Source organism: Alcaligenes sp. SJTW-7 (assembly GCF_047716895.1).
Taxonomy (GTDB): domain Bacteria; phylum Pseudomonadota; class Gammaproteobacteria; order Burkholderiales; family Burkholderiaceae_B; genus Alcaligenes; species Alcaligenes ammonioxydans.
Genome location: NZ_CP136682.1, coordinates 3,641,242 through 3,664,394, shown reverse-complemented (window position 1 = coordinate 3,664,394; position 23,153 = coordinate 3,641,242). Strand labels below are relative to the sequence as shown.

At 57.2% G+C, this 23,153-nt stretch carries 18 protein-coding genes; 12 read left to right on the top strand and 6 right to left on the bottom strand.

From position 1 onward, the window contains the following. Positions 1–106 precede the first annotated feature (106 nt). From rplQ to dsbD, 6 genes are all read left to right on the top strand, one after another. Positions 107–493: a 50S ribosomal protein L17 gene (rplQ, locus tag RSQ48_RS16595; RefSeq protein WP_003805334.1), complete on the top strand. Its 387-nt coding sequence runs from the start codon at positions 107–109 to the stop codon at positions 491–493. Between the two features lie 532 nt (positions 494–1,025). Continuing rightward, positions 1,026–2,111, top strand: a complete 1,086-nt coding sequence (locus RSQ48_RS16590) for an LLM class flavin-dependent oxidoreductase (RefSeq protein WP_003805331.1) — start codon at positions 1,026–1,028, stop codon at positions 2,109–2,111. Positions 2,112–2,232: 121 nt separating this feature from the next. Further along, the gene (locus RSQ48_RS16585; protein ID WP_003805328.1) at positions 2,233–2,778 is read left to right on the top strand and encodes a flavin reductase family protein; all 546 of its coding nucleotides are present in this window, start codon (positions 2,233–2,235) and stop codon (positions 2,776–2,778) included. A gap of 123 nt (positions 2,779–2,901) precedes the next feature. Then, positions 2,902–3,876, top strand: coding sequence for an AraC family transcriptional regulator (locus tag RSQ48_RS16580; RefSeq protein ID WP_003805326.1), 975 nt, complete (start codon positions 2,902–2,904; stop codon positions 3,874–3,876). A 47-nt stretch (positions 3,877–3,923) separates the two neighbouring features. Continuing rightward, positions 3,924–4,310 (top strand): divalent-cation tolerance protein CutA, encoded by a 387-nt coding sequence (gene cutA / locus RSQ48_RS16575; RefSeq protein WP_081050051.1) that lies wholly within the window; start codon positions 3,924–3,926, stop codon positions 4,308–4,310. A 37-nt stretch (positions 4,311–4,347) separates the two neighbouring features. Beyond that, complete coding sequence (gene dsbD / locus RSQ48_RS16570) at positions 4,348–6,273, top strand: protein-disulfide reductase DsbD (protein ID WP_336580011.1); 1,926 nt, start codon at positions 4,348–4,350, stop codon at positions 6,271–6,273. A gap of 118 nt (positions 6,274–6,391) precedes the next feature. Here the strand turns inward: dsbD and hemB are convergent, their stop codons facing one another. Both hemB and yihA read right to left on the bottom strand, forming a co-directional pair. Then, complete coding sequence (gene hemB / locus RSQ48_RS16565) at positions 6,392–7,411, bottom strand: porphobilinogen synthase (protein WP_003805319.1); 1,020 nt, start codon at positions 7,409–7,411, stop codon at positions 6,392–6,394. Further along, a complete protein-coding gene (yihA, locus tag RSQ48_RS16560) occupies positions 7,408–8,031 on the bottom strand; it encodes a ribosome biogenesis GTP-binding protein YihA/YsxC (protein ID WP_003805318.1) in 624 nt (207 codons plus the stop codon). Before yihA ends, hemB begins: the two co-directional genes overlap by 4 nt. 157 nt (positions 8,032–8,188) lie before the next feature. On the opposite strand from yihA, the gene RSQ48_RS16555 reads away from it, so the two are divergent. The 3 genes from RSQ48_RS16555 to ccsB all read left to right on the top strand — a co-directional run bounded on the left by RSQ48_RS16555 (position 8,189) and on the right by ccsB (position 12,529). Further along, on the top strand, positions 8,189–8,893 hold the full coding sequence (locus RSQ48_RS16555; RefSeq protein ID WP_051010476.1) for a c-type cytochrome: 705 nt from the start codon (positions 8,189–8,191) through the stop codon (positions 8,891–8,893). Between the two features lie 222 nt (positions 8,894–9,115). After that, entirely contained in the window at positions 9,116–11,158 is a 2,043-nt protein-coding gene (locus RSQ48_RS16550) for a cytochrome c biogenesis protein ResB (RefSeq protein WP_240209111.1), read from the top strand. Between the two features lie 12 nt (positions 11,159–11,170). Beyond that, positions 11,171–12,529 carry a c-type cytochrome biogenesis protein CcsB gene (gene ccsB, locus RSQ48_RS16545; protein WP_240209110.1) on the top strand — a complete coding sequence of 453 codons (1,359 nt, stop codon included), beginning with the start codon at positions 11,171–11,173 and terminating at the stop codon, positions 12,527–12,529. Between the two features lie 564 nt (positions 12,530–13,093). On the opposite strand, the gene RSQ48_RS16540 is transcribed toward ccsB, so the two are convergent. The 4 genes from RSQ48_RS16540 to RSQ48_RS16525 all read right to left on the bottom strand — a co-directional run bounded on the left by RSQ48_RS16540 (position 13,094) and on the right by RSQ48_RS16525 (position 20,189). Further along, positions 13,094–16,006, bottom strand: coding sequence for a putative bifunctional diguanylate cyclase/phosphodiesterase (locus RSQ48_RS16540; RefSeq protein ID WP_003805310.1), 2,913 nt, complete (start codon positions 16,004–16,006; stop codon positions 13,094–13,096). Positions 16,007–16,200: 194 nt separating this feature from the next. Next, the gene (gene lysA, locus RSQ48_RS16535; RefSeq protein WP_003805308.1) at positions 16,201–17,469 is read right to left on the bottom strand and encodes a diaminopimelate decarboxylase; all 1,269 of its coding nucleotides are present in this window, start codon (positions 17,467–17,469) and stop codon (positions 16,201–16,203) included. A gap of 41 nt (positions 17,470–17,510) precedes the next feature. Beyond that, positions 17,511–17,645: an LPS translocon maturation chaperone LptM gene (lptM, locus tag RSQ48_RS16530; RefSeq protein WP_003805306.1), complete on the bottom strand. Its 135-nt coding sequence runs from the start codon at positions 17,643–17,645 to the stop codon at positions 17,511–17,513. 96 nt (positions 17,646–17,741) lie between these two features. After that, complete coding sequence (locus RSQ48_RS16525; protein WP_003805303.1) at positions 17,742–20,189, bottom strand: penicillin-binding protein 1A; 2,448 nt, start codon at positions 20,187–20,189, stop codon at positions 17,742–17,744. Between the two features lie 119 nt (positions 20,190–20,308). Between RSQ48_RS16525 and RSQ48_RS16520 the strand changes: the two genes are divergently transcribed. From RSQ48_RS16520 to RSQ48_RS16510, 3 genes are read left to right on the top strand one after another with little or no spacing between them, the layout of a single operon-like run. Next, positions 20,309–20,914 carry a shikimate kinase gene (locus tag RSQ48_RS16520; protein WP_003805300.1) on the top strand — a complete coding sequence of 202 codons (606 nt, stop codon included), beginning with the start codon at positions 20,309–20,311 and terminating at the stop codon, positions 20,912–20,914. After that, positions 20,915–22,003 carry a 3-dehydroquinate synthase gene (gene aroB / locus RSQ48_RS16515; protein ID WP_003805299.1) on the top strand — a complete coding sequence of 363 codons (1,089 nt, stop codon included), beginning with the start codon at positions 20,915–20,917 and terminating at the stop codon, positions 22,001–22,003. 5 nt (positions 22,004–22,008) lie between these two features. Then, positions 22,009–23,133 (top strand): deoxyguanosinetriphosphate triphosphohydrolase, encoded by a 1,125-nt coding sequence (locus RSQ48_RS16510; RefSeq protein WP_059318073.1) that lies wholly within the window; start codon positions 22,009–22,011, stop codon positions 23,131–23,133. Positions 23,134–23,153: the final 20 nt, after the last annotated feature.

Here is a 23,153-nt window from a genome sequence, read left to right as displayed (position 1 = left end):
TTTTGCGCTGTCCATCTGGTCCGCAGCTTAGCTGATAGAAGAGCCGGATTTACGCATGTCGCATACGCGGCGTGCCAACTAAGATTCATTATTTAGGAAAATCATCATGCGTCACCGTCACGGTCTACGTAAACTGAATCGTACCAGCAGCCACCGTTTGGCCATGTTCCGCAACATGTCCGTGTCCCTGCTGACCCACGAAGCCATCAAAACCACCCTGCCTAAAGCTAAAGAGCTGCGCCGCGTGGTTGAGCCCCTGATCACTTTGGCTAAAAACCCAACCTTGGCAAACCGTCGTCTGGCTTTCGCCCGTCTGCGCGACCGCGATGCAGTGACCAAGCTGTTTGAAGTTTTCGGCCCACGTTACCAAGAGCGTAACGGTGGCTACACCCGCATCCTGAAAATGGGTTTCCGTCAGGGCGACAACGCTCCTATGGCATTCATGGAGCTGGTGGATCGTCCAGAAGTTCAGGAAGAAGCCGCTGCTGAATAAGCATCGCTTGTTTCTCTCGTAGTATTGAAAACGGACTCTCAGGAGTCCGTTTTTTTATTCCCACGGTCTTTCTTGCACCCTGAGAAGAAGGCTCTGGATGTTCCAGACGCGGGCATGGGGTTCCGGCCTCACCCGTATTTGTTTTTAGTTTGCCCGCGCAGCAGCCCCCCTTTAGACCAGGAAGTTTGAGGCCCAGCCTGATGCTCATTCGGTGCCCCGCCTGCCTTCGCAAGCTTTCCGAGACTGTTTTCAAATTCCTGAACCCATTGATCACACGTTCAGCGTAAAGGCCTGCTTACTGGTTTCGTGATACGGAGAACGCTGCTTCGATTGACAGCAAGGCGCTGTTATGTAAGGGTTTTTACTGATATGGGTGCTGTGTATCGCTTTATGGTTCAAATAATTGCAGGCAATTGATAGAACCCGCAGTGATTCGATAGTAGGGCTGACGGCCGCTCCCTAAAATCTGCGCTATATCAGCTTTGCCATGGTGGCGGGCTGCAAAGAACGACGATTTTTCAGGAGACTGGCGATGGCACAGAATACATTGCTGACACACGATAAGTTTCTGCTGGGTACGTTTGCCACCAATTGTGGCGGCGGCATGACGGTATCGACCTTGCCGGATCGCTGGCAGGCTACTTGGGAAAACAATCTGAAGCTGGGCAAGCTGCTGGATGAGGCTGGCATCGACTTCATGCTGCCCATTGCCCGTTGGATCGGTTACGGCGGCGAAACCGATTTTCATGGTTATGTGCTGGAAACCGTGACCTGGGCGACGGCCTTGCTGGCTAACACTCGCAATATCAGCGTGTTTGCCACTGTGCATACCGTTGCCAACCACCCCGTGGTGATTGCCAAACAGATCGCCACCATGGCGCAGATGAGTGGCAATCGGGTTGGTCTAAATATTGTGGCGGGCTGGAACAAGCCTGAATACGACGCCTTGGGAGTCACGTTGCCGGACGATCATGAAACCCGGTATGGCTATGCTCAGGAATGGTTCGACCTGATCAAGAAGATCTGGCACCACGATGGCCGTTTCGATTGGGACGGCAAGTATTTCCAGGCCAAGGGAGTGTATGGCAATCCTCGCCCTGAGTTTGACCCGCCTATCTTTAATGCTGCCGGTTCCGGTCAGGGACGTGAGTTCGCCAGTCGTAATGCCAATTTCCTGTTCACCCCGGCCATGGAGCTGGACCGTTCCGCCAAGGAAGTGGCTGAACTGAAGGCGTTGGGCGAGTCGCAAGGTCGCAAGGTCGATGTGATGACCTTTTCGCATGTGGTGTGCCGTCCCACCGAAGCTGAAGCCAAGGCTGAGTGGGAGCGCATCATGGGCAACATCGACAATGGCGCGGTCGACAATCTGATGCGCCTGCAGTTTGCCCATGCGCACTCCTTCCCGCATGAGCTGCTGGAACAGATTCGCGAACGTATGGCAGCCGGTCATGGCGGCTTCCCGCTGGTGGGTACGCCCGAGCAAGTGGCTGATGGTTTGTGTGCACTGCACGCGGCCGGTTTCCGGGGAACAACCTTGTCCTTTGTGGACTATGTTCAGGAATTCCCGTATTTCCGTGATACTGTGCTGCCTTTGTTGCAGCAGCGCGGCATTCGCTAAGAGCGATCGGCTGGCTATCGGGCAGGGGCTGACTTGCCGGGGGAATAGCCAGTACATGTGCGCCCTGCAGGCGGCGCTGTTCGGATGACAGCGCTGCCCCTACGATTAGAAAAGGTGAATCATGCCTGTGGAATTGGCTTTCTTACCGACAGAACAAGCGCTTGAGGCGCCGGGAGTTTCTGCCGATCAGTTCAAACGTGCTATGCGCCATCTGGGCGGCACAGCCAGTGTGATTACGGTTGAACATCAAGGTCAGCGCAGTGGTCTGACGGCGACCTCGGTGACCTCGGTAGCGGCGGATCCTGCAGAGGTGCTGGTTTGCGTCAATCAAAGCTCCTCGTCCTGGCCTTTGATGCGCGACAGCGGTTTGTTTGGTGTAAATATGCTGGGTGCCCAACAGGCTGACCTGGCTCTGCAGTTTGCCGGTTTCAAAGGCGAGCAAGGTGATGCACGTTATGCCGGGCACGATTGGCTGTGTACCGAGCATGGTATTTGGCTGGCTCGACAGGCCCCTGCCGCTTTGGCTTGCCAGATTGTGGAGGTCATCGAGCGTCACAGCCACGCCTTGGTGCTGGGCCGTGTGCTGCAGGTGCATCATGCCGAGCAAGAGCAGGATTCGCCCCTGCTGTATTGGCAGGGGCGGTTTGGACGGTTTCAGGGGCAGTAGCTCGTCGACGTAGCGACCTTTGGCCGGCCCTGTGAGCCCGGCCTAGGGATTGTCTCGATGTTGCAGTGCGGGAGGCTGTGTCACACTAGGGCACAGCTTTTTTTATCGCTTGTTGCGACGCTCATGACCACCATACTGAATCGCTATGCCCAGCTGCATTCGCAGGATGTGGACTGCGTTCAGCACTATATCTCCCAGGTTTTCTGTCCGCACAGCCTGACCCTGGCGGATACGCGTCAGCGCCTGAACGCCCGACTGTATTTACGCCAAGGCCAGGATGTGGCCTATGGCCGTTTGCGCTATGGGGCGCAGGTGCAGATTGAGCCTCAGCCGCTGGATGACTTCTATCTCTTGCAGATTCCCCTGTCGGGGCAAGAGCAGATCCATACGGAACATGGACGCTTTGCCTCCACATCACGTCTGGCTTCCATCATCAGCCCGACGCAAGCTTTCAGCATGGAACACAGCCTGGAAGCCGACAAGTTGTTCGTCCGTATAGGTCGCCAAGGGCTGGAGCGTCATTATCAGGACTATTTTGCGCAGCCCGTGCGTGGCCCATTGGAGTTTCAGCCCTCCATTCCTTTTGATGCGCCCGGTGGTGCCAGCCTGCGTCGCCTGCTGGACTGGCAGTTTGCCGAAGTGTCCGATGGCACCTTGTTCGACCAGCCCCGTCAGGTGCGCCAGTTTGAGCAGACCCTGATTTATGCCTTGTTCGAACTGCATCAGCACAATCAGCCTGCGCACAAGACGCCGGCCGCTTTGCCCCATGTTTTGCGGCGTGCCCTAGACTTCATGGAAAGCCAGGCCGGTCAGCCTATCACCATTGGCGATATTGCCCAGGCGGCCGGTGTGAGCGTGCGCAGTCTGTACGCAGGGTTCCGGGAGCATCTGGGCGTAGCACCCATGGCACGTTTGAAACAAATGCGTTTGGAGGCAGCCCGGCGTTACTTGCAACAAGGCGGGATGTCGGTCACCGAGGTTGCCTTGGCTTGCGGTTTTACGCATTTGGGGCAGTTTTCCGCGGATTACCGGCATAGCTTTGGCGAGCGCCCGTCTGAAACATTGAGCGGCTTGAGTCGTCCCCGGGCTGGCAGCTAAGCATTGCCATCCGGCGCTACACTAAGGGCTCTGACTAGGAGCCCCGCATGTCCGCTGATACTCCCCCTAATTCCAAAACGCCCTTAGCCTTGACCTTGTCCGATCTGGACGCGCAGCAGCTGGTGCTGGCGCAAACCACGGTGCCGGATATGATGCTGGCCAAATATCTGGCTCATCATCTGGTTGAGGACGGAATTGCCGCTTGTGCGAACCTTGCGCCCAGCAGCTTGTCCATGTACATGTGGCAAGGGGAGTTGCAAGGCGATGAGGAAATCACGCTGACTTTCAAAACCACAGTGGCCCGGCTACCGGAATTGGCAGATCGCTTGCGTGAGCAGCATCCTTACGAGCTGCCTGAATTGATTGTGCTTCCGGTTGTTGGTGGTTTCACCGCTTATCTGGATTGGGTTCGTACCCAGACACGCCCTGCGTGAGTGCAGATAGCCCAGCCTAATAAATCGGAATAGATTTGTGCCTTTGTCTTTAAAGCGTTCTCCATTTTCCGCCCATGGCCCTGGGGCCTGGTTTGCTGTTTTTTTTGCCCTGATGCTGGCCTGGCTGGCAACGCCCTTGGCGGCGCAGGCAGAAGAAGAGTTTCTGAACCCTGAGCAGGCGTTTGTGTTGACGGCGGCCATGAGTCAGCCCGATCAGCTGGATATCCACTTTCAGATTGCGCCTGAATACTATATGTATCGCAAGCGTTTCGCCGTCTCGACCGAGAAGGCGGAGCAGGTAGGCAAGCTTCAACTGCCCGAAGGAGAGCGGGTTTACGATCCTACCTTTGACGAGGTCATGGAGGTCTACCGCCATTCGGTTACGTTGCGCGTACCGGTCCTGGCAGACAGCTCCATAGGACACGATCTGACGGTCGATGTGGTCAGTCAGGGTTGTGCCGACGCAGGTCTATGCTATTCCCCGTCGACTCAAACGCTGACCTTGATCCCCACCGGGCAGGGCTGGGAAGTGGCCGGGCCTTTTGGCGTGGTGTCGGTGCCGGCCCCAGGAGAGGGGGCAAGCCAGAATCCGGCCCAGGCGAACCCCGATTCCACGGTCGCCCCTTCCCGTAGTGCGGGGGTGGCCTCGGCATTGAGCCTGAGTGATGTGGGTCTGGCCGACTACCTCAAGCAGGCTGGGTGGGGTCAGATCGTGCTGCTGAGCTTTGTGTTTGGCTTGCTGCTGTCCTTTACGCCCTGCGTCCTGCCGATGGTGCCGATTTTGCTGTCCATCATTGCTGGACGGAATCAGCCTGCGCCATCGCGCTGGCACGGCCTGAAGATGGCGTTTGCCTTTGTGCTGGGTCTGTCCCTGGTCTACACCTTGCTGGGTGTGGCCGCCGGCTTGCTGGGAGCCGGTTTGGCGAGCTGGTTGCAGAACCCGTGGGTATTGGGTCTGTTCGCCTTGATCCTGGTGGTGCTGGCCTTGTCCATGCTGGATGTCTTCACGGTACAGGCTCCGGCGGCGCTGCAAAATCGTTTGAATAAAACCATGAACCGTTTGCCGGGCGGGCAGATGGGTGGCGTGTTCCTGATGGGCATGCTGTCTGCGCTGATTGTCGGTCCTTGCGTGGCAGCGCCTCTGGCGGGCGTGCTGCTGTTTATCTCGCAGACGGGGGATGTGGTCCTGGGTGGTTCGGCCCTGTTTGCCTTGGCCTGGGGTTCAGGCGTCTTGCTGCTGATTGTGGGTGCGGGTTCGGGCAGTGTCTTGCCCAAGGCCGGCGCCTGGATGGAAAGCGTCAAGACCGCTTTTGGTGTCTTGTTGCTGGCTACCGCCTGGTGGATGGTCTCGCCCCTGATGTCTGGCACGATGGCTGTCTTTGGCTGGGTTGTCCTGGCTTTGTGGGCGGCTGCCTTGCTGGGCGCGTTTGGGCGCGGCACGGCTGCACGTACGCCGTGGTCGGGCTTGCGACAGGGTGTGGGCATGATGCTGGCGGTCTGGGCCATCATGATGATGATCAGCATTGCCCTGGGTCGCCCCAGCGTGATTCGTCCTTTGGAAGGGCTGAAATCCTCGGGTACGGTGACGGCAGCCCAAAGCCAGGTTGAGTTCCAGCGCGTACTGACCCTGCAGGAGCTGGAAGGGCGTCTGGCCAAGACCACTCGCCCCGTAATGCTGGATTTCTACGCAGACTGGTGTGTGTCCTGCATTGAAATGGAGAATTTCACGTTTAGCGATCCCGCCGTTGCGCAACGCATGGCGCAGTTTGAGTTGCTGCAGGTGGATGTGACGGCCAACACCCCTGAGGATCGGGCATTGCTGAAACATTTCCGCTTGTTTGGACCTCCCGGCATCCTGTTTTTTGATTCCAAAGGGAAACAGCTGGAGCAATTGCGCGTGATTGGTTTTCAGGATGCCAGCCGCTTTTCCAAAGTGTTGGATGAGGCTCTGGCCGGTGCTTGAAGACGTTGATTTTTTCGAAACCGGGCTTATCGGTGCCTAACAGTCGGTAGATCGTCGCGTACAAGCAACAAAAAACGCAGCTCATGGGCTGCGTTTTTTGCGTTCTGATTGATGTGAATCAGCAGTTCTGTTCGCGCATCAGCTTGGCCGCTTCGATGGCGAAATAGGTCAGAATGCCATCCCCACCGGCACGCTTGAATGCCAGCAGCGATTCCATCATGACCTTGTCGTGATCCAGCCAGCCGTTCTGGGCAGCGGCCTTGATCATCGCGTATTCGCCACTGACTTGGTAGGCGTAGGTCGGCATGCCAAACGCGTCTTTGACGTCGCGCAGAATGTCCAGATAAGGCAGGCCGGGCTTGACCATGACCATATCGGCACCTTCGCGGATGTCGGCCGCCACTTCGCGCAGCGCTTCATTACGGTTGGCCGGGTCCATCTGGTAGGTGTTCTTGTTGGAGCGGCCCAGATTGGCCGCTGAACCCACCGCCTCGCGGAACGGGCCGTAGAAGGCACTGGCGTACTTGGCCGAGTAGGCCATGATGCGGGTGTGGATGAACTGGTCCTTGTCCAAGGCGGCGCGGATGGAGCCGATACGGCCATCCATCATGTCGCTGGGAGCCACAATGTCTACGCCTGCCTGAGCCTGCGTGTGAGCCTGACGGATCAGCATGGCCACCGTCTCGTCATTCAGGATGTGGCCAGCATCGTCCAAAATGCCGTCCTGGCCGTGGCTGGTATAGGGGTCCAGAGCGACATCAGTCAGCACGCCCAGCTCGGGAAACTGCTGCTTGAGCATGCCCACCACCCGGGGGATCAGGCCATTCGGGTTGGCGGCCTCGCTGCCATCGGGCGTTTTCAGCGACGGGTCGATGGAAGGGAACAGGGACAGCACGGGGATGCCCAGTTCCAGACACTGTTCGGCCACGCGCATCAGTTCGTCAGGCGAGTAGCGCATGACGCCCGGCATGGAGCCGACCTGCTCCTGCACTTTCTCGCCTTCACGCACAAAGACCGGATAGATCAGGTCGTCAGTGGACAGGCGGTTTTCGCGCACCAGACGGCGGGAAAACTCGTCGCGGCGGTTACGGCGCAGGCGAGTATTAGGAAAGTCGGCAGGAGGAATAAAACGAGTCATGGAACAACCTTCGGAGAAATCCAGTTTTCGATGCATTCGGTCGCTTCGGGCAAGCCGATACGATCAGTGGAGGAGAAGGGCAGCGCGTGAAGGGCGCCAATTTCCCGGAGCTGGCGACGTACTTCGGCTACCGCCTTGATACGTTGACCATAAGGCAGTTTGTCGGCCTTGGTCAAAAGCACCAGTACGGGCTTGCCAGTCGGTGCAATCCAATCGACCAGGCGCAAGTCCAGGTCGGTCACGCCGCGCCGGATGTCGATCAGCAACACAATGCCGGCAATCGAGGGACGGGTGGCCAGGTAGTCGCCCAGAATCTCGGCCCAGTCCTGCTTTTCGTGGCGGGCCACGGCGGCGTAGCCATAGCCGGGCAAGTCCACCAGGTGGCCCAGATAGTCGCCCGGCGAGAGCGGATCGGGGATGCCGAACATGTTGATCAGACGTGTTCGCCCTGGCGTTTTACTGGAAAAAGCCAGTTTTCGTTGGTTGGCCAACACATTGATGGCGGAGGATTTGCCCGCATTGGAGCGCCCCACAAAACAGACCTCTGGCGGTCCGGGAGGAGGCAGCTGATCGATCTGAGCAGCTGAAATCGTGAAGTGAGCGCGGTGCAGTATCGACATGGTTGCAGCGTAATTCCATATTGGTTCAGCGCCTATTGTATAATCTCTCGATTTGAAACAGTAATGTCGTAGTCCACTGGGTACTGACCAGCGGCTTACGGTGGCTTTTGCGGGGCGCATGCGGCACCCCGATTGATTCGCGATTATCGAGGTCCAAATGAAGCGTGCGCTTTCCCGAGTCGTTATCGCAAGCAGCCTGACGATGGCTTGCTCTGTGGTTTTTACCGCTAACGTGGCCAATGCAGCTGGTCTGCCCGAGCCAGATGCCGCCAAAGGCGAGCAGCTCTACCTGCAAGGTGAGATGTCGCGTGGCGTGCTGGCCTGTGTGACCTGTCACGGGGATGGCGGCAACAGTATTATTCCGGTCAACCCGTCGCTGGCTCACCAGCCGTACGAGTACCTGGTCAAGCAGCTGCACGACTTCCGTGCCAAGGACGAGAAGTCCGTTCCTGCCCGCCGTGGTCCTGATGGCGCGAACAGCCTGATGACTGCCATTGCTGCCGGTATGACTGAAGACGATATCAAGAACGTGGCGTTTTACCTGTCTCAGCAAGCGGTGAACTGGGACCAGGCCGCTAACGCGACCAAGGAAGACACCATGGTACGTGGCCAGAAGATCTGGCGGGGTGGTTTGCCCGAGCGCGGTGTTCCTGCCTGTGCGGCTTGCCATTCGCCCGATGGCGCCGGCATGCCCGGCCAGTACCCCCGTCTGGCCGGTCAGCACCCCGCCTATATTGCGGATCAGCTCAAGTTGTTCCGTAGTGGCGACCGTGCCAACAGCCCGATGATGTATGACATCGCAGACCGTTTGTCGGATGCCGACATTGCGGCCGTATCCGATTTCGCAGCTGGCCTGCGTTAATCCGTCAAAGGGGGCCAATGGCCCCCTGACTGTCTGAAACCTGTATTCGCTGCGGCTTCGAGTCCTGACGGCCGCAGTGTTTGGGTGCCGTAACAACGGGCAGTGCCGCTTCAGGCCAGGTCTCGTGTTGGTGTTTTGTCCAGTAATCGAACTTTGGGCGTGTTCTGCGTTCCAAGTCTGGATGTTTCCGGTGAACCCCCCACACCTCCTAAGCTAGCCCTTGTGAAAAAAGTATCTCCCGTGCGTCGCTTTGCGGCCGATTTCCTGGAATTGCTCGGTTCGATGCGCTTTGCCATCAGCTTGCTGATGTTCATTTGCGTAGCCAGTCTGATCGGCACCGTTCTGGCACAAAATCAGCCTGCCAATACCTATATTGATCAATTTGGACCTTACTGGTTTGAGTTGTTCGATCATTTCTCGATCTGGTCTGTCTACAACAGTGGATGGTTCATGGTCATTATGGCGTTTCTGGTGGTATCGACCACGCTGTGCGTCATCCGCAATGCGCCCAAGATGATCCGTGAAATGCGCACGTTCAAGGAGCACGTGCGCGGTGGCAGCCTGAAAGCCTTCCCTCACCGCGTCGAGCTGGAGAGCGCAGGTGGCCCTGAGCATAATCGTGAACAGGTTCAGGGCTGGCTGCAGTCGCAAGGCTATGCGGTGCGTGTGCGTCATGATAATGACGGCAGCATGATGATGGCGGCCAAAAAAGGGAGCGCCAACAAGCTGGGATACATTTTTGCGCACCTGGCCATCGTGGTGATTTGTGTCGGCGGTTTGCTTGACAGCGAATTGCCCGTGCGTTTGCAGGTGTGGTTGGGTGGCAAACAACCGATTACCGAAAATATGCTGATTTCCCAGGTGCCCGAGTCGGGACGACTGGGTCTGGGCAATCCCAGCTTCCGTGCCAACATGCTGGTGCCAGAAGGGGCGCGCACGGCGACAGCAGTAGTCAATTCCGGTGAAGGGGTGCTGATTCAGCCGTTGCCGTTCGCCTTGGAGTTGAAGCGTTTTCTGGTGGAGTACTACTCCACGGGGATGCCCAGCAGTTTCAAGAGCGAAGTGGAAGTAACCGATCCCGTGACGGGCGATACCTTCGAGCGCACGATCGAGGTCAACGAACCGTTACGCTACAAGGGTGTGACGGTTTACCAGTCCGGTTTTGACGATGGCGGCAGTATGTTGAGTCTGAAGGGCTATCCGCTGGTGGGTCCGAGTGCCGCACCCTTTGAGTTGAATGGGAAAGTGGGTGAGAGCATGGGCATTACTGCCCAGCAAAGTCCCAGCGAGCATGCTCTGACTGTTCAGTTGACTGAACTGCGTCCCATTAATGTGGAAAACCTGTCCGAGGGCGACCCTCAGCCCAAGGCCATGATTGAGCACGTGGCGGCGGTCACCGGTAGCGCTGCCAACAAGAAAGACCAGAATTTGAAGAACGTCGGCCCCAGTGTGAACTATCGTTTGATTGACGACCAGGGGCAGTCTCGCGAGTTTGTGAATTACATGCTGCCGGTGGAACTGGATGACACCCTGGTGTTTCTGGCCGGGATGCGTTTTTCGCCCGCCGAGCCGTTTCGTTATGTGCGTCTGCCGGCTGACGACAAGGGTTCTTTAAAAGAATTCATGGATTTGCGGGCGGCCACGCAGAATGAGGCCTTGGTCAGCCAGGCGGCTGAACGCTTTGCCGAGCGCAACTCCTCGTCACCCGAGCAAAAAGAGTTGATGTTGTCGGCGTCCAAAACGGCATTGCAAACCTTTGTACGTGCTGGTTTTGATGGTTTGATCAGCCGTGTCCCCGAAGCTGAACGGGAACGTATCCTGGGTTTTGCTATCCCCATGATTCAGTTCACCTTGTCGGAATTGCGTGATTTGGTCAGGCAGCAACAAGGCTTGCCAGAACTGGATTACAGCCAGGAAAATAATGAGGCCAACCGTTGGATTCAATCTGCCGTGCTGGCGTTTGCCAATCTGCCGGATTACCCGGCACCGGTGATGTTGACCCTGGACAGTTTTGAACAGGTTCAGGCCAGTGTATTCCAGGTGGCACGCAGCCCAGGCATGTACATTGTGTACTTGGGTTGTCTGTTTTTGATTATTGGCGTGTTCTCGATGTTCTATATCCGGGATCGCCGCGTGTGGGTTTGGATTCGCCCTCACAACCAAGGCAGTCGCGTAATGGCTGCCATGACTTCTCAACGTCGCAACTTGGACTTTAACCTCGAGTTTGAACGCCTGAAAGCGGCGTTCAATCGGCTATCTGTCTGACAAGGTGTAGCTATGGCGCAGACCCTTTCTTCGGCCACTCCAACGATGTGGCAAGACAATATCGCTTCCAGCGGTGACCGGCGAGGCATTCGTGGTCGTCCTGACTGGACGGATGTGTTGTATCTGGTGGTACTGGCCTTGGGCGCGGCTTATGCGCTTAACGTCTACAGCACCAGCATGGATTACTACGAGAAGATCATTCTGGTCGCTTTCGTGCCTTTTGTGGCCTGGTTGGGGTGGCTGTGGCGTCCGCTGCGTACCTTGACACTGGCATGTGGCGTGACAGCTTTGCTGGCGATCTGGCTCTACAGCACCGGTAATGGCCTTGGCACCGGCGACATTGAAAAAGCCGATTCGGTTTTCCTGCTGAAATATCTGTTTTCGTCCCAGTCTGCCATCTTGTGGATGTGTGCGCTGTTTATTCTGGCCACCGTCATGTATTGGGCGGGCTTTTTCAGTAATACAGCAGCCTGGATGGGTTCTGGGCTGACGTGGGCGGCCGTGTATGCAGGTACGACGGGGTTGCTGGTGCGCTGGCGCGAAGGCCATTTGCTGGGCCCGGATATCGGCCATATTCCAGTCAGTAATTTGTACGAAGTGTTCGTGTTGCTGGCGCTGGTTACTGCCTTGTTCTATCTGTACTACGAACGTCGTTACAACACCCGTGCCTTGGGTGGCTTTGTGCTGCTGGCAATCAGTTCGCTGGTGATCTTTTTGCTGTGGTACTCCTTTACGCGTGATGCCCATCAGATTCAACCGCTGGTGCCAGCACTCAAAAGCTGGTGGATGAAGTTGCACGTGCCTGCCAACTTTATTGGTTACGGTACGTTCTCCTTGGCAGCCATGGTCGGGTTTGCGTATCTGGTCAAGGAAAATGGCGAAACCCGTTCGCGTGCCAAGCTGATTCCGGTGTTTTTGCTGGGTGCCATTCTGTGTGCCGAGCCCATGATTTTTGGTTCTCGGGAGCTCTCGCCGACCTGGATGCTGTATTTCGGTATCGGTAGCGTGATCGTGGGCACGATTCTGTATTTCCGGGGTCCGATTTCACGCAAGCTGCCGTCGCTGGAAGTGCTCGATGACATCATGTACCGCGCGATTGCGGTGGGTTTTGCCTTCTTTACGGTAGCAACCGTGCTGGGCGCTTTGTGGGCTGCTGACGCCTGGGGTACGTATTGGCAGTGGGACCCGAAAGAGACCTGGGCCCTGATCGTGTGGCTGAATTATGCGGCCTGGTTGCACTTGCGTTTGCTCAAAGGTCTGCGTGGCACGATGGCAGCGTACTGGGCTCTGGCGGGTTTGCTCATTACCAGCTTTGCCTTCCTGGGCGTGAATATGTTCCTGTCGGGGCTGCACTCCTACGGGGAACTATAAGTTTTTTCTTGTTCTGAGGCTGGGGGATCGGTCTCAGAATGCGAGCTTGAGAATGGGAAACCCGAGTTTGGCTGGATGCCGGACTCGGGTTTTTTTGTGACCAGACTGTTTGGTGAGGCGTTCTTTGCAGGGAAGTAGTCTCTGGGGGCGCCGCTGATGTTCCGGGCCAGGTGTTGATCGGAAGCCTGTTGTATCGAGATGACTCGATTGAGCCATAGCCAGACTCAGGTCAGGACTTAGGCCCCAGACCCAGACCATCAAAGCCAAAGCTAGCGGGATGTCTGTATCGACCTTCAGGTCTATCCGTTCTATTTACTGTTTCTGTCTTAGATACGCGCCTGCACCTGCAGCAGTATCCGCTCCGAAGTGCAAATTTTAGAGCTGGGTATCACGCCGTAATAAGGGGTGCGACAGGGCTTGGCTGGGTATGTGCGTGACGGCGATGGTGTCAGGAAAGCACTCATAGCTTCCCCATGGCATTTGAGACGAGTGCGCGTCCACAGGTGGTGGCAGGCCCTGTCATTTGCCACCCAGGCTCTCTGCGGGCCTTGGGTGGCTATTGGTTTACATGGTTGGCGGGAATTTTTCCTGGGAGTCCAGTAGAAACTGTCGGGCGGCGGCGTCATGGACCAGGTCCGGCATGGATTTGGCTTTGAGCAGCTCTGCCGGAGTGCAGGCTTTGGAAATGATGAAGCCTTGTACGTAATCTACGCCTAATTCCTGTAGGGCTCTGAGCGTCGGGACGTCTTCTACCCATTCGGCAATGCTGATCATGCCCAGGTTGTTGGCAAGCTCGACGATGGTGCGTACGATCGCGACGTTGGTTTCTTTCTTTAGCATGTCGCAAATCAGCGCACCATCGATCTTGATGGCGTCGGCGGGTAATTCGCGCAGGTAAGAAAAAGACGTGTAGCCCGCTCCAAAGTCGTCCAGCGCGATGCGCACACCCATTTTTTGCAGTCGCCGCATGAAGTTGCGGGTATGCTCCAGGTCGTCCAGTGCTACGCCCTCAGTGATTTCCACGCACAGGCGGCGGGCCAGATGTTCAAAACGCGCCAGGATGTCAAAGAACCATTGAATGAAAGTGTCGTCATTCAGGGACACACCGCTCAGGTTGATGGTGACCCACTGGGTTTTGCTTAACTGGGCCTCATGCTTGGCCATCCACTCCAGCGTGGCCGAGAACACCCATTTGTCGATGATGGTGATGGTGCCGCTTTCTTCGGCGGCGGCAATAATGCGGCCAGTGGGAATCAATTGACCGGAGGAGTCCCGCACGCGTAGCAGAGCCTCGAAGTTCAGGCTGTCCATGGGGCGGCGCAAGGCCGCAATCGGTTGCATTTCCAGGTACAGGGCGCGCGAGGAGCCCCCTTCCAGCTCTTCAAACAGGCGCAGTTCTTCAGCGTGTTCCTGCAGGGCATTGGAGTCCTGCCCGTAGATAATCATGTCCTGATGCAGGCGGCGGGCATCGCGGGCTGCACGGCTGGCAGCGGAGATGGCTTCCTGAGGCGCCATGCCGGGAGCGACTTCGACCAGACCCAGTGTACTGCGCAGGTTAAAGCTGCGGTTTCCGGCCAGCAGGGGGCTTTTGTTCAGTGATTCGAGTACGCCATTGGCCAGCACGCGCGCCTGCTCTGGCTCGCAGTCTTCAAAGATAATTACGAATTCGTCGCTGCCGATGCGGCCTATTTTGTCTTTACTGCGCAGAACCGATTCCAGCTGTTCGCATACTTTCAGCAGCAGCGCATCCCCTGACGAGTGTCCGAAGGTGCCGTTTACGTACTTGATGTGGTTCAGGTCCAGATAGGCCAGCAGACAGGGCTTGTCGTTCTGGCTACGATTGAGCAGACCTTCCAGTGCCTTTTCGATACCGCGCTGGTTCAGCACATTGGTGACCGGATCGTTGTCAGCCATCAGGCGCAGTTGACGGTACGTCTCGGCCCGGGCGGTGATATCTTGCAAGGATCCTTCAATACATTGATTGACAATCGCTACACGCAAGGCGAACTGACATGGTTGAGCGTCTGCGTCGTAATAAGTGATGGTCACATCCTGACCGTTCTGGGTGCTTTGTGCGACCGCTTTCCAGTCTTGCTCGGGAAAAAAGTTGGTCCAGTGGATGGGGCTCTCGCTCGGATCGGCATCGATGTTCAACATGCGGGCCAGAATGGGGCTGATGCGCAAGAACATCCCCGCTTCATTGAGGGTGAACATGCCAACGGGGGTAAGCAGATAATGCGCCATCAATTCATTGCGGGCGCGCAGGGATTCACTACGGTCTTCACGCAGGCGCTCGCCTACCGCCAGGGCCACCATCAGATTGGACAACAGGAAAGCGATGACGCCGTTGAAATTCTCGACAAAGCTGGAGCGGCCAAACGCCACCAGAAAAATGGCTGAAATCAGCATGCACAGCGCCATGCTCAGCAGCACCAGTTGCCAGAGCAAGATGCGCGAGCGGGTGTGCAGGAGAATGGACAGCAGCACGGCGGATACGCAGCACAGTGCGTAGATAGTGCTGATCCACATGAGGGGCTGGAATATCGAGGCCGGCGCCAGCAGGGAGACCGGCAGCAGGATCAGACCCAGGATGCCGACGGTAGGGAGCAGGCGCTGCAGGCGGGCAGTAGTGATGGAGTTGCCCAGCAGGACGGTAAACAGGGAATAGCTCAGAATGAAGTAGCAGGCAATCGTGAGCTGGCGCAGTACGGGCATGTACTGGGCGGGCAGGATCTGCCCTAGCCATTGCGTATCCCAACCCATGGCCATCGCGCCCAGGCGCAGGTTGCCAATCAGCCAGACCGATAGCAGCAGATAGATCCAGGCACGGTTGGTGGCTGCCAGAACCAGCATGAACATGGCCATGGTCAGTAAGCCGCCCTCCAGTAGCCCGATGCCCCGGCTGAGTCGAATCGAGGAATGGCTGATGTCAGCACTGGCCCAAAGCTGGGCTTGCAAGAGGGCAGGTCGCGAAGTCTCGACGCGGCATAGCACGCTGTCAGGGTGGTCGACCTGACCCAGCTCCAGGGTATAGCTTTTGACCGGCGCTGGTGATAGAGGCGTCGGCGGGTCCAGCTCGCTGTTGCGCAGGGGCCGTCCACTGCGAGCATCCACGCAGTGCAGCGAGGAAATGGGAGAGGCAGGAAAGTGCAGGACCTGCTCCTGCTGGGGGAAGGGAGCAGGCAAGGTCAACAGGAGCCAATGGGGCTCGCTCAGGTGAAGCCGCTGCCGGGACGGAGCGTTCTCCAATTGCGTCAGTAACTCTGCGTCCGCCTGCTCTTGCTGGCTGGCCAGTGCCTGAATGCTCAAACTTTGACCGGGCACGGAAGGGTAGCGATTCGGCAGGAACAGTAATGCCCATACCGTGAGCATGATCAGAAACAAAGGGATGACGTAAAGACTTAAGCCGCGAATCAGGCGTTCGCTGGCCGAAGTAACCGGCTCGAAGCCGTGTGTCGGTATCCCGGGGGTGGTCATGATGGTGGTACAGTCTCCAGCGCTTACCATCGAACTGTCTGGCCACTGACAGCGAAATCTGTGCTTTCCCGGCAAGGATGCAACAGGCCGGGACTGCTGCGCCTGATAAGGGCAGTACAGTCCCGGCCTGTTTTACGGTCAGATTCGAGAGTTCTTTAAGGCTGAATGGTTATGATCTGCCATCCAGACCCGACTTAGGGAAGTAAACGTTCGGTGGCAAACAAACTGTCCACGGTCTCACGGGGGCGGATCAGGTGAACCTGATCGCCATCGACCAGAATCTCAGCCGCGCGGGGGCGGGTGTTGTACTGGCTGGCCATCGTAAAGGCATAGGCGCCAGCGGACATGATGGCAATTAAATCGCCCTGTTTCAGTTCCAGCTGGCGGTCGCGGGCCAGCCAGTCGCCGCTTTCGCAGATAGGGCCAACCAGATCATAGCGGGGAGTGGTCTCGGTCACTGGGCGAGGCTCTACCGCTTCCACGCTGTGCCAGGCATCGTACAGCGTGGGGCGAATCAGGTCGTTCATGGCGGCATCAATAATGGCGAAATTTTTAGTCTCGCCATGCTTGAGATATTCCACGCGGCTTAGCAGCACCCCTGCATTACCCACCATGGAGCGGCCGGGTTCCAGCACGATCTCCAGATGGCCCAGGCCATTGGTGTCCAGGGCGGAAAAGACTTCGGTCAGCAGTTGGGTGGGGGTCACCAGTGTCTCGTCGGTATAGCGAATCCCCAGACCACCGCCCAAATCCAGATGAGTCAGGTTCACCCCTTGTTCCTTCAGGGCCAAGATCAGCTTGATCAGTTTGTCCAGCGCATCCAGATAGGGGCTGACTTCGGTAATCTGCGAGCCGATATGACAGTCCACACCCACAATGTTCAGGCTAGGCAGCGCTTGGGCGCGTGCGTAGATGCGGGGAGCCTGGTCAATGGGCACGCCGAACTTGTTGTCTTTCAGGCCCGTGGAGATGTAAGGGTGGGTGCGTGCGTCCACGTCTGGATTGACGCGCAAGGAAACAGGCGCTTTCACATTCATGCGTTCCGCAACCTGTGCTACACGTTCCAGCTCCGCTTCGGACTCGACGTTAAAACACTTCACGCCTGCTTTCAGAGCCGCTTCGATTTCCCAAACCTGTTTGCCCACACCTGAGAACACCACTTTGCCAGGGTCGCCGCCGGCAGCGATGACACGGGCCAGCTCGCCGCCCGAGACGATATCAAAACCGGTACCCAAGCGGGCAAATTCTTGCAAAATGGCCAGATTGGAGTTGGCCTTCATGCCATAGCACACCAACAACTTGCGGTCCTGGCCAGCCACTCGGTAGGACTCCCAAGCATCGCGCAAGGCTTGGCGGGAATACACATACAGAGGGGTGCCGAATTCTTCAGCCAGCTTGCTCAGGGGAATTTGCTCGGCGTGTAGCGTGTTGTTCTGAAATTGAAAGTGAGGTGCAACGGTCATGGTGTCGACAAATAACAGAGGTTAGGCGAGCAGGGCGGGAATCAGCGCGGCGCTGTCTGGGCGTCCGCTGATTCCTGCGCTGGGGGATGGTACAAGGGGCCTTTGTAACCGCAGGCGCCCAGCAAGGCGCTCAGTGCCAACAAGGCCAGCAAACGGGAGGAACGTAGTTTGTTCATGTAGGTATGAAACCAGTGCGGACAATGCAGAGCATTATGCCATTGTGAAGGACAAAGCAAAAAAACGCCGGCTAGGCCGGCGTTTGGGTAGGTGATTTAAAAGGGAACAAAGGGTTGCGCGGCAGCGCCCGAGGGGCTGGCATCAGAATCCAGCTGCCGCAGCAGGTCACCAATTCCATCGTTCTGATCCCCGCCGCCCTGTTGCAAGGCGCCGTCACCGGGAGCAGGTAAACCAACGCGAGCAATGGCCTGACCGGGTGGGAACTCGTCAAAGTAAAAGTCCCCATTGATGCGTGACAGGCCAGAGGGCACAGGGCCAGGAGGCACCACAGGCTTGTCTTTGAGGGCAGTGCGCATGTAATTGATCCAGATGGGCATGGAGGCACCGCCGCCGGTTTCCCCGGAGCCCAGACTGCGCGGTTTGTCAAAGCCCATCCAGGCGATGCCGACCAGCTCGGGGGTGTAGCCAGCAAACCAGGCATCCTGAGAATCGTTGGTAGTGCCTGTTTTACCGCCAATATCGGTACGCTTCAATTCGCGTGACGCGCGCGCACCCGTCCCGGAGGTCGCCACGCCACGCAGCAGATCGTTCATGACGTAAGCCGTACGGGCATCAATAGCCCGGGCGGCGGCATCGCCGGCCACCACTGGCTTGGCGCGCATGATGACCTTGTTGCTGCTGTCAGTGACGTAGTCGATCAGGTAAGGCTCGACACGGTAACCACCATTGGCAAAGACCGAGTAGGCACCCGCCATTTGCAAGGGCGTTACGCTGCCCGCGCCCAGAGCCAAAGGTAGAACGGCGGGTTGGCGTGCCTTGTCGAAACCAAAGCGGGTCACATACTCCTGTACATACTTGGGCCCGACGGCCTGCATGATACGGATAGACACCATGTTTTTGGATTTGTACAAACCTTGACGCATGGTCAACATGGGCTCGTACGTGCGCCCGTAGTTCTTGGGCGTCCAGGGCTTGGAGCCGGTCTGGGCCGCGGTCAGCACAAAAGGCTCATCTGAAATCTGGGTGGCGGGGGTCAGGCCGCGCTCCAGCGAGGACGCGTAGATGAAGGGCTTGAAGGCCGAGCCAGGCTGACGCCAGGCTTGGGTGACGCGGTTGAACTTCCCATCGGAGAAGTGAAAGCCGCCCACCATGGCCTGAATCGCGCCGTCTTGCGGGCGGACCGACACAAAAGCCGCTTGTACCGCCGGCATATTGATTACTTCCCAGTAATCGCCATTGCGGAACAGATAGACTACCGAGCCGCGCTGAATGCGCACGTCTGCCTTGGCATTGTTCACCAGGCCCCGCGCAACGATCTTCAAGGCACGTTTGTCGTTGACATCAATAATTTGCTGGGCGGTCCGGGCAACCCGGATCAGATTGGGGTTGGCATCGAGCACCACACCGGTCAACAGATCGCCGGTATCGGGGTACTTGTCCTGCAAGTCGTCCAAAATGGCATCCAACTGGGCATGGTCGTTTTCAATGCCTGCAGGCAGATCCACCTGACCTTGCGGGCCTGTGTAGGGGGCGCGACGGGTGTAATCCAAAATACCGTTGCGCACAGCCAGGTAGGCAGCTTCCTGGTCGGTGGAGTTGATGGTGGTGTAGATGTTGAAGCCGCGCGAATACACATTGTCCTGATAGACACCGTACAGCAGTTGGCGGGCCAGTTCAGCCGCGTATTCGCCATGAATGGCGTAACCGCCAGCAGGGGTGCCCAAGGCTGACTTCACCACGATTTCCTGTGCCATCGCATCCTGGTATTCCTGCTCCGTGATGTAGCCCAGTGAGCGCATGCGGCCCAGCACGTAGGCCTGGCGAGTTTTGGCGCGTTCAAAGTTGGCGATCGGGTTAAAGCGCGAAGGCGCTTTGGGAATGCCGGCTAGCATGGCGGCTTCAGCGGTGGTGATCTCACCCAGGGGCTTGCCCAGATAGGTTCGTGACGCCGCCGCAAATCCGTAGGCACGATGACCCAGATAAATCTGGTTCATGTACAGATCCAGAATCTGGTCTTTAGTCAGCGTCGCTTCAATCTTGAAGGTCAGCAGCAGTTCATAGAACTTGCGGGTATAGGTTTTTTCCGAAGACAGGTAGAAGTTGCGGGCCACCTGCATGGTGATCGTACTGGCCCCTTGTGTCTTGGACATATGGGTCATGTTGGCCAGGGCCGCGCGACCGACCCCCATCCAGTCAATACCACCGTGCTGGTAGAAACGGTCGTCCTCGGCCGCCAGAATGGCCGATTTCATGACATCGGGGATTTCGTCAAAACGCAGCACATTGCGGCGTTCTTCGCCAAATTCACCGATCAAGACCTTGTCCGCCGTATAAATGCGCAGCGGCACTCGGGGGCGGTAGTCGATCATGGCGCTAAGATCGGGCAGGTTGGGCCAAGCCAGAGCTAGCGCAAGTGACCCGAGCAGGGCGGCACACAGACCAAGCCCCACAAAAAAGACCGAGGTCTTGATGATGAGGCGGGCAAGCCAGGAACCGGAGCTTTGCTCGGGCTTAGAATTGGGGGAGCGGGAAGAAGAACTCATTAGGGCTGATTTTAAAGTCCAAACGCAGCAGGACTGGGCCTCATACCAAGTATCAATGTAACAAAATAATACTAAGCAAGCGGACTGTGCTTAGGGAAGGCTAATGGGATAATACACAAATGAACCACTCTTTACCCGCCGAGCTGATGCCTGTAGAACATCCTGATCCCTTAACAGACGCCGAGCTGCTCCATTTACAACAAACTGGCCCTCGACCCATTATTTTGGTGGGCATGATGGGGGCCGGTAAAACGACCATTGGCCGTCAATTGGCGCGGGAACTCAAACGCGAGTTTATGGACCTGGACCACGAGCTGGAAGCCCGAAGCGGGGTGCGAGTGTCCACTATCTTTGAGTTCGAAGGTGAGCAAGGGTTCCGCAAACGTGAATCTGCAGTGCTCGATATTTGTTCGCGCCAGAGCGGAATTGTGCTGGCAACGGGTGGTGGGGCTATTTTGTCCGAGGCCAATCGCCAGATCATCAAAGATCGCGGTATCGTAGTGTACTTGTGCGCCACTGTAGATGAACTGTACCGTCGCGTGGCCCGAGATCGTAACCGGCCACTGCTGCAAACGGCGGACCCTCGGGCTCGCATTCAGGAGTTGCTGCAGGCGCGCGAACCCCTCTATGAAGAAGTGGCCGACATCCGCTTTGAGACCGGCTCGGCGCCGGTGCATCATGCGGTGCGCCATTTATTGTCTCTGTTGAAAGAACGAGGTTGCTAAATGTCCGTAGTGCATGTTGACGCCCAGGGTGGCGCTTATCCCATCCATATCGCTGCCGGACGTCTGGCGCAGCTTGCAGACACCGTGCCCGCTGATACCTCCGCCATTGCAATTGTCACCAATCCTACCGTAGCGGCCTTGTATCTGGCGCCGGTCAAGGAAGCTCTGGTCACCACTGGCAAACCGGTTCACGTGATTGAACTGCCCGATGGCGAAGCTTACAAGACCTGGGAGTCCCTGAACCTGATTTTTGACGCACTGCTGGGCAGTCATCTGGATCGCAAAGCTCTGATCGTGGCATTGGGTGGCGGGGTTATTGGTGATATGGCCGGTTTTGCCGCAGCTTGCTTTATGCGGGGCGTGCGCTTTGTGCAGGTCCCCACGACCTTGCTGGCGCAGGTGGATTCTTCAGTCGGTGGCAAGACAGCCATCAACCATCCGCTGGGCAAGAATATGGTGGGCGCCTTCTACCAGCCCATCGCGGTGGAAATAGACACCGATGTACTCAGGACGCTGCCCGCTCGCGAAATTTCCGCCGGTCTGGCTGAAGTCATCAAGTACGGCATGATTTACGATCTGGATTTCTTCAACTGGTGTGAGGAGCAGATCGCCGCCATGCGCCGTCTGGATCAGGAGCAGATTGCTCATGCGATCCGCCGCTCCTGCGAAGTGAAGGCCGAGGTGGTCTCGCAGGACGAACGCGAGTCTGGTCTGCGCGCTATCTTGAACTTTGGCCACACTTTTGGTCACGCAATTGAGTCCGGTATGGGCTATGGTCAATGGCTGCATGGTGAAGCCGTCGGCTGCGGCATGATCATGGCCGCTGAACTGTCCCATTTAGTTTGTGGCCTGCCGGCTCAGGATGTGGCCCGTATCAAGGCCCTGGTTCAAGCCAGCGGATGTCCGGTCACGCCACCACAATGGCCTGCGGACCGTTGGCTGCAGCTGATGCAGGTGGACAAGAAAAATGAAGGTGGCCAGCTGCGCTTTGTGCTGCTGGATAAATTAGCTCATGCCAAGGTTCAGGCGGTAGCGCCTGATGTGGTGCGCCAGGCCTTGGCCCGCTTTACAACGGTGGAACAGGAGTAAAACCCATGCAAATGCTTGCCGCTTATGCCTGTCACCCTGAACAGTCCCGCGGTCGGCGTTATGCAGAGGCAGCGCCCCAAGGCCGGAATGCCTTTCAGCGGGACCGCGACCGGATTATTCACTGCAATGCGTTTCGTTTGCTGGAATACAAGACCCAGGTTTTCATTAACCACGAAGGTGATTTGTTTCGGACACGTTTGACGCATAGTCTGGAAGTGGCCCAGCTGGCGCGGGCCATCGCCCGCAATCTGGGCTTGCACGAAGACCTGATTGAAGCGATCTCCCTGGCTCATGATCTGGGCCATACCCCTTTTGGCCATGCGGGTCAGGATACCTTGAATAGTTGCATGCAAAGCCTGCGGCCCGAGGCCGGGGGCTTTGAGCACAATCTGCAAAGCCTGCGGGTAGTGGACGAGCTCGAAGAGCGCTATGCCGCCTTCAATGGTCTGAACCTGTGCTTTGAAACCCGCGAAGGGATTTTGAAGCACTGCTCACTAAAACATGCGCGGGAATTGGGCGAGGTCGGCCAGCGCTTCATTGATCGCACCCAGCCGTCGTTGGAAGCGCAAATGGCCAATCTGGCTGATGAAATTGCTTACAACAATCATGATATTGATGACGGTTTGCGCTCCGGCCTGATTCGTCTGGAGCAATTGCTGGAGCTGCGTCTGTTTCGTGATCATTACGAGCATGTGCAGACTCAGTACCCGGGCTTGAGTGGTCAGCGTCTGGTAGCTGAAATTATCCGTGGCATGATCAATACCCTGGTGGTCGATTTAACCGAAACCACGCGTGCCAGGCTGGAGGAGCACCGTCCTGATAGTGTGGAGGCGATTCGTCAGTTACCGCGCCTGGCTGGGTTCTCGCCGGAACTACGCGCTCAGGCTGATGAGCTCAAGCGGTTTTTGCATGCCAACTTATACCGTCATTACAAAGTGGTGCGCATGATGAGCAAGGCACAGAATATTGTGCGCGAACTGTTTCACGCTTTTTTGGATGATCCGCGCCTGCTGGCGGCCGAGCATCGTCGTGAAGACCCCATTGCCCAGGCCCGGGCCATCGCCGACTACATTGCGGGGATGACGGACCGCCATGCCATTCGCGAACATGACGCGATATTCAAGATGTAGGCCTGATAGATCGACCTCAC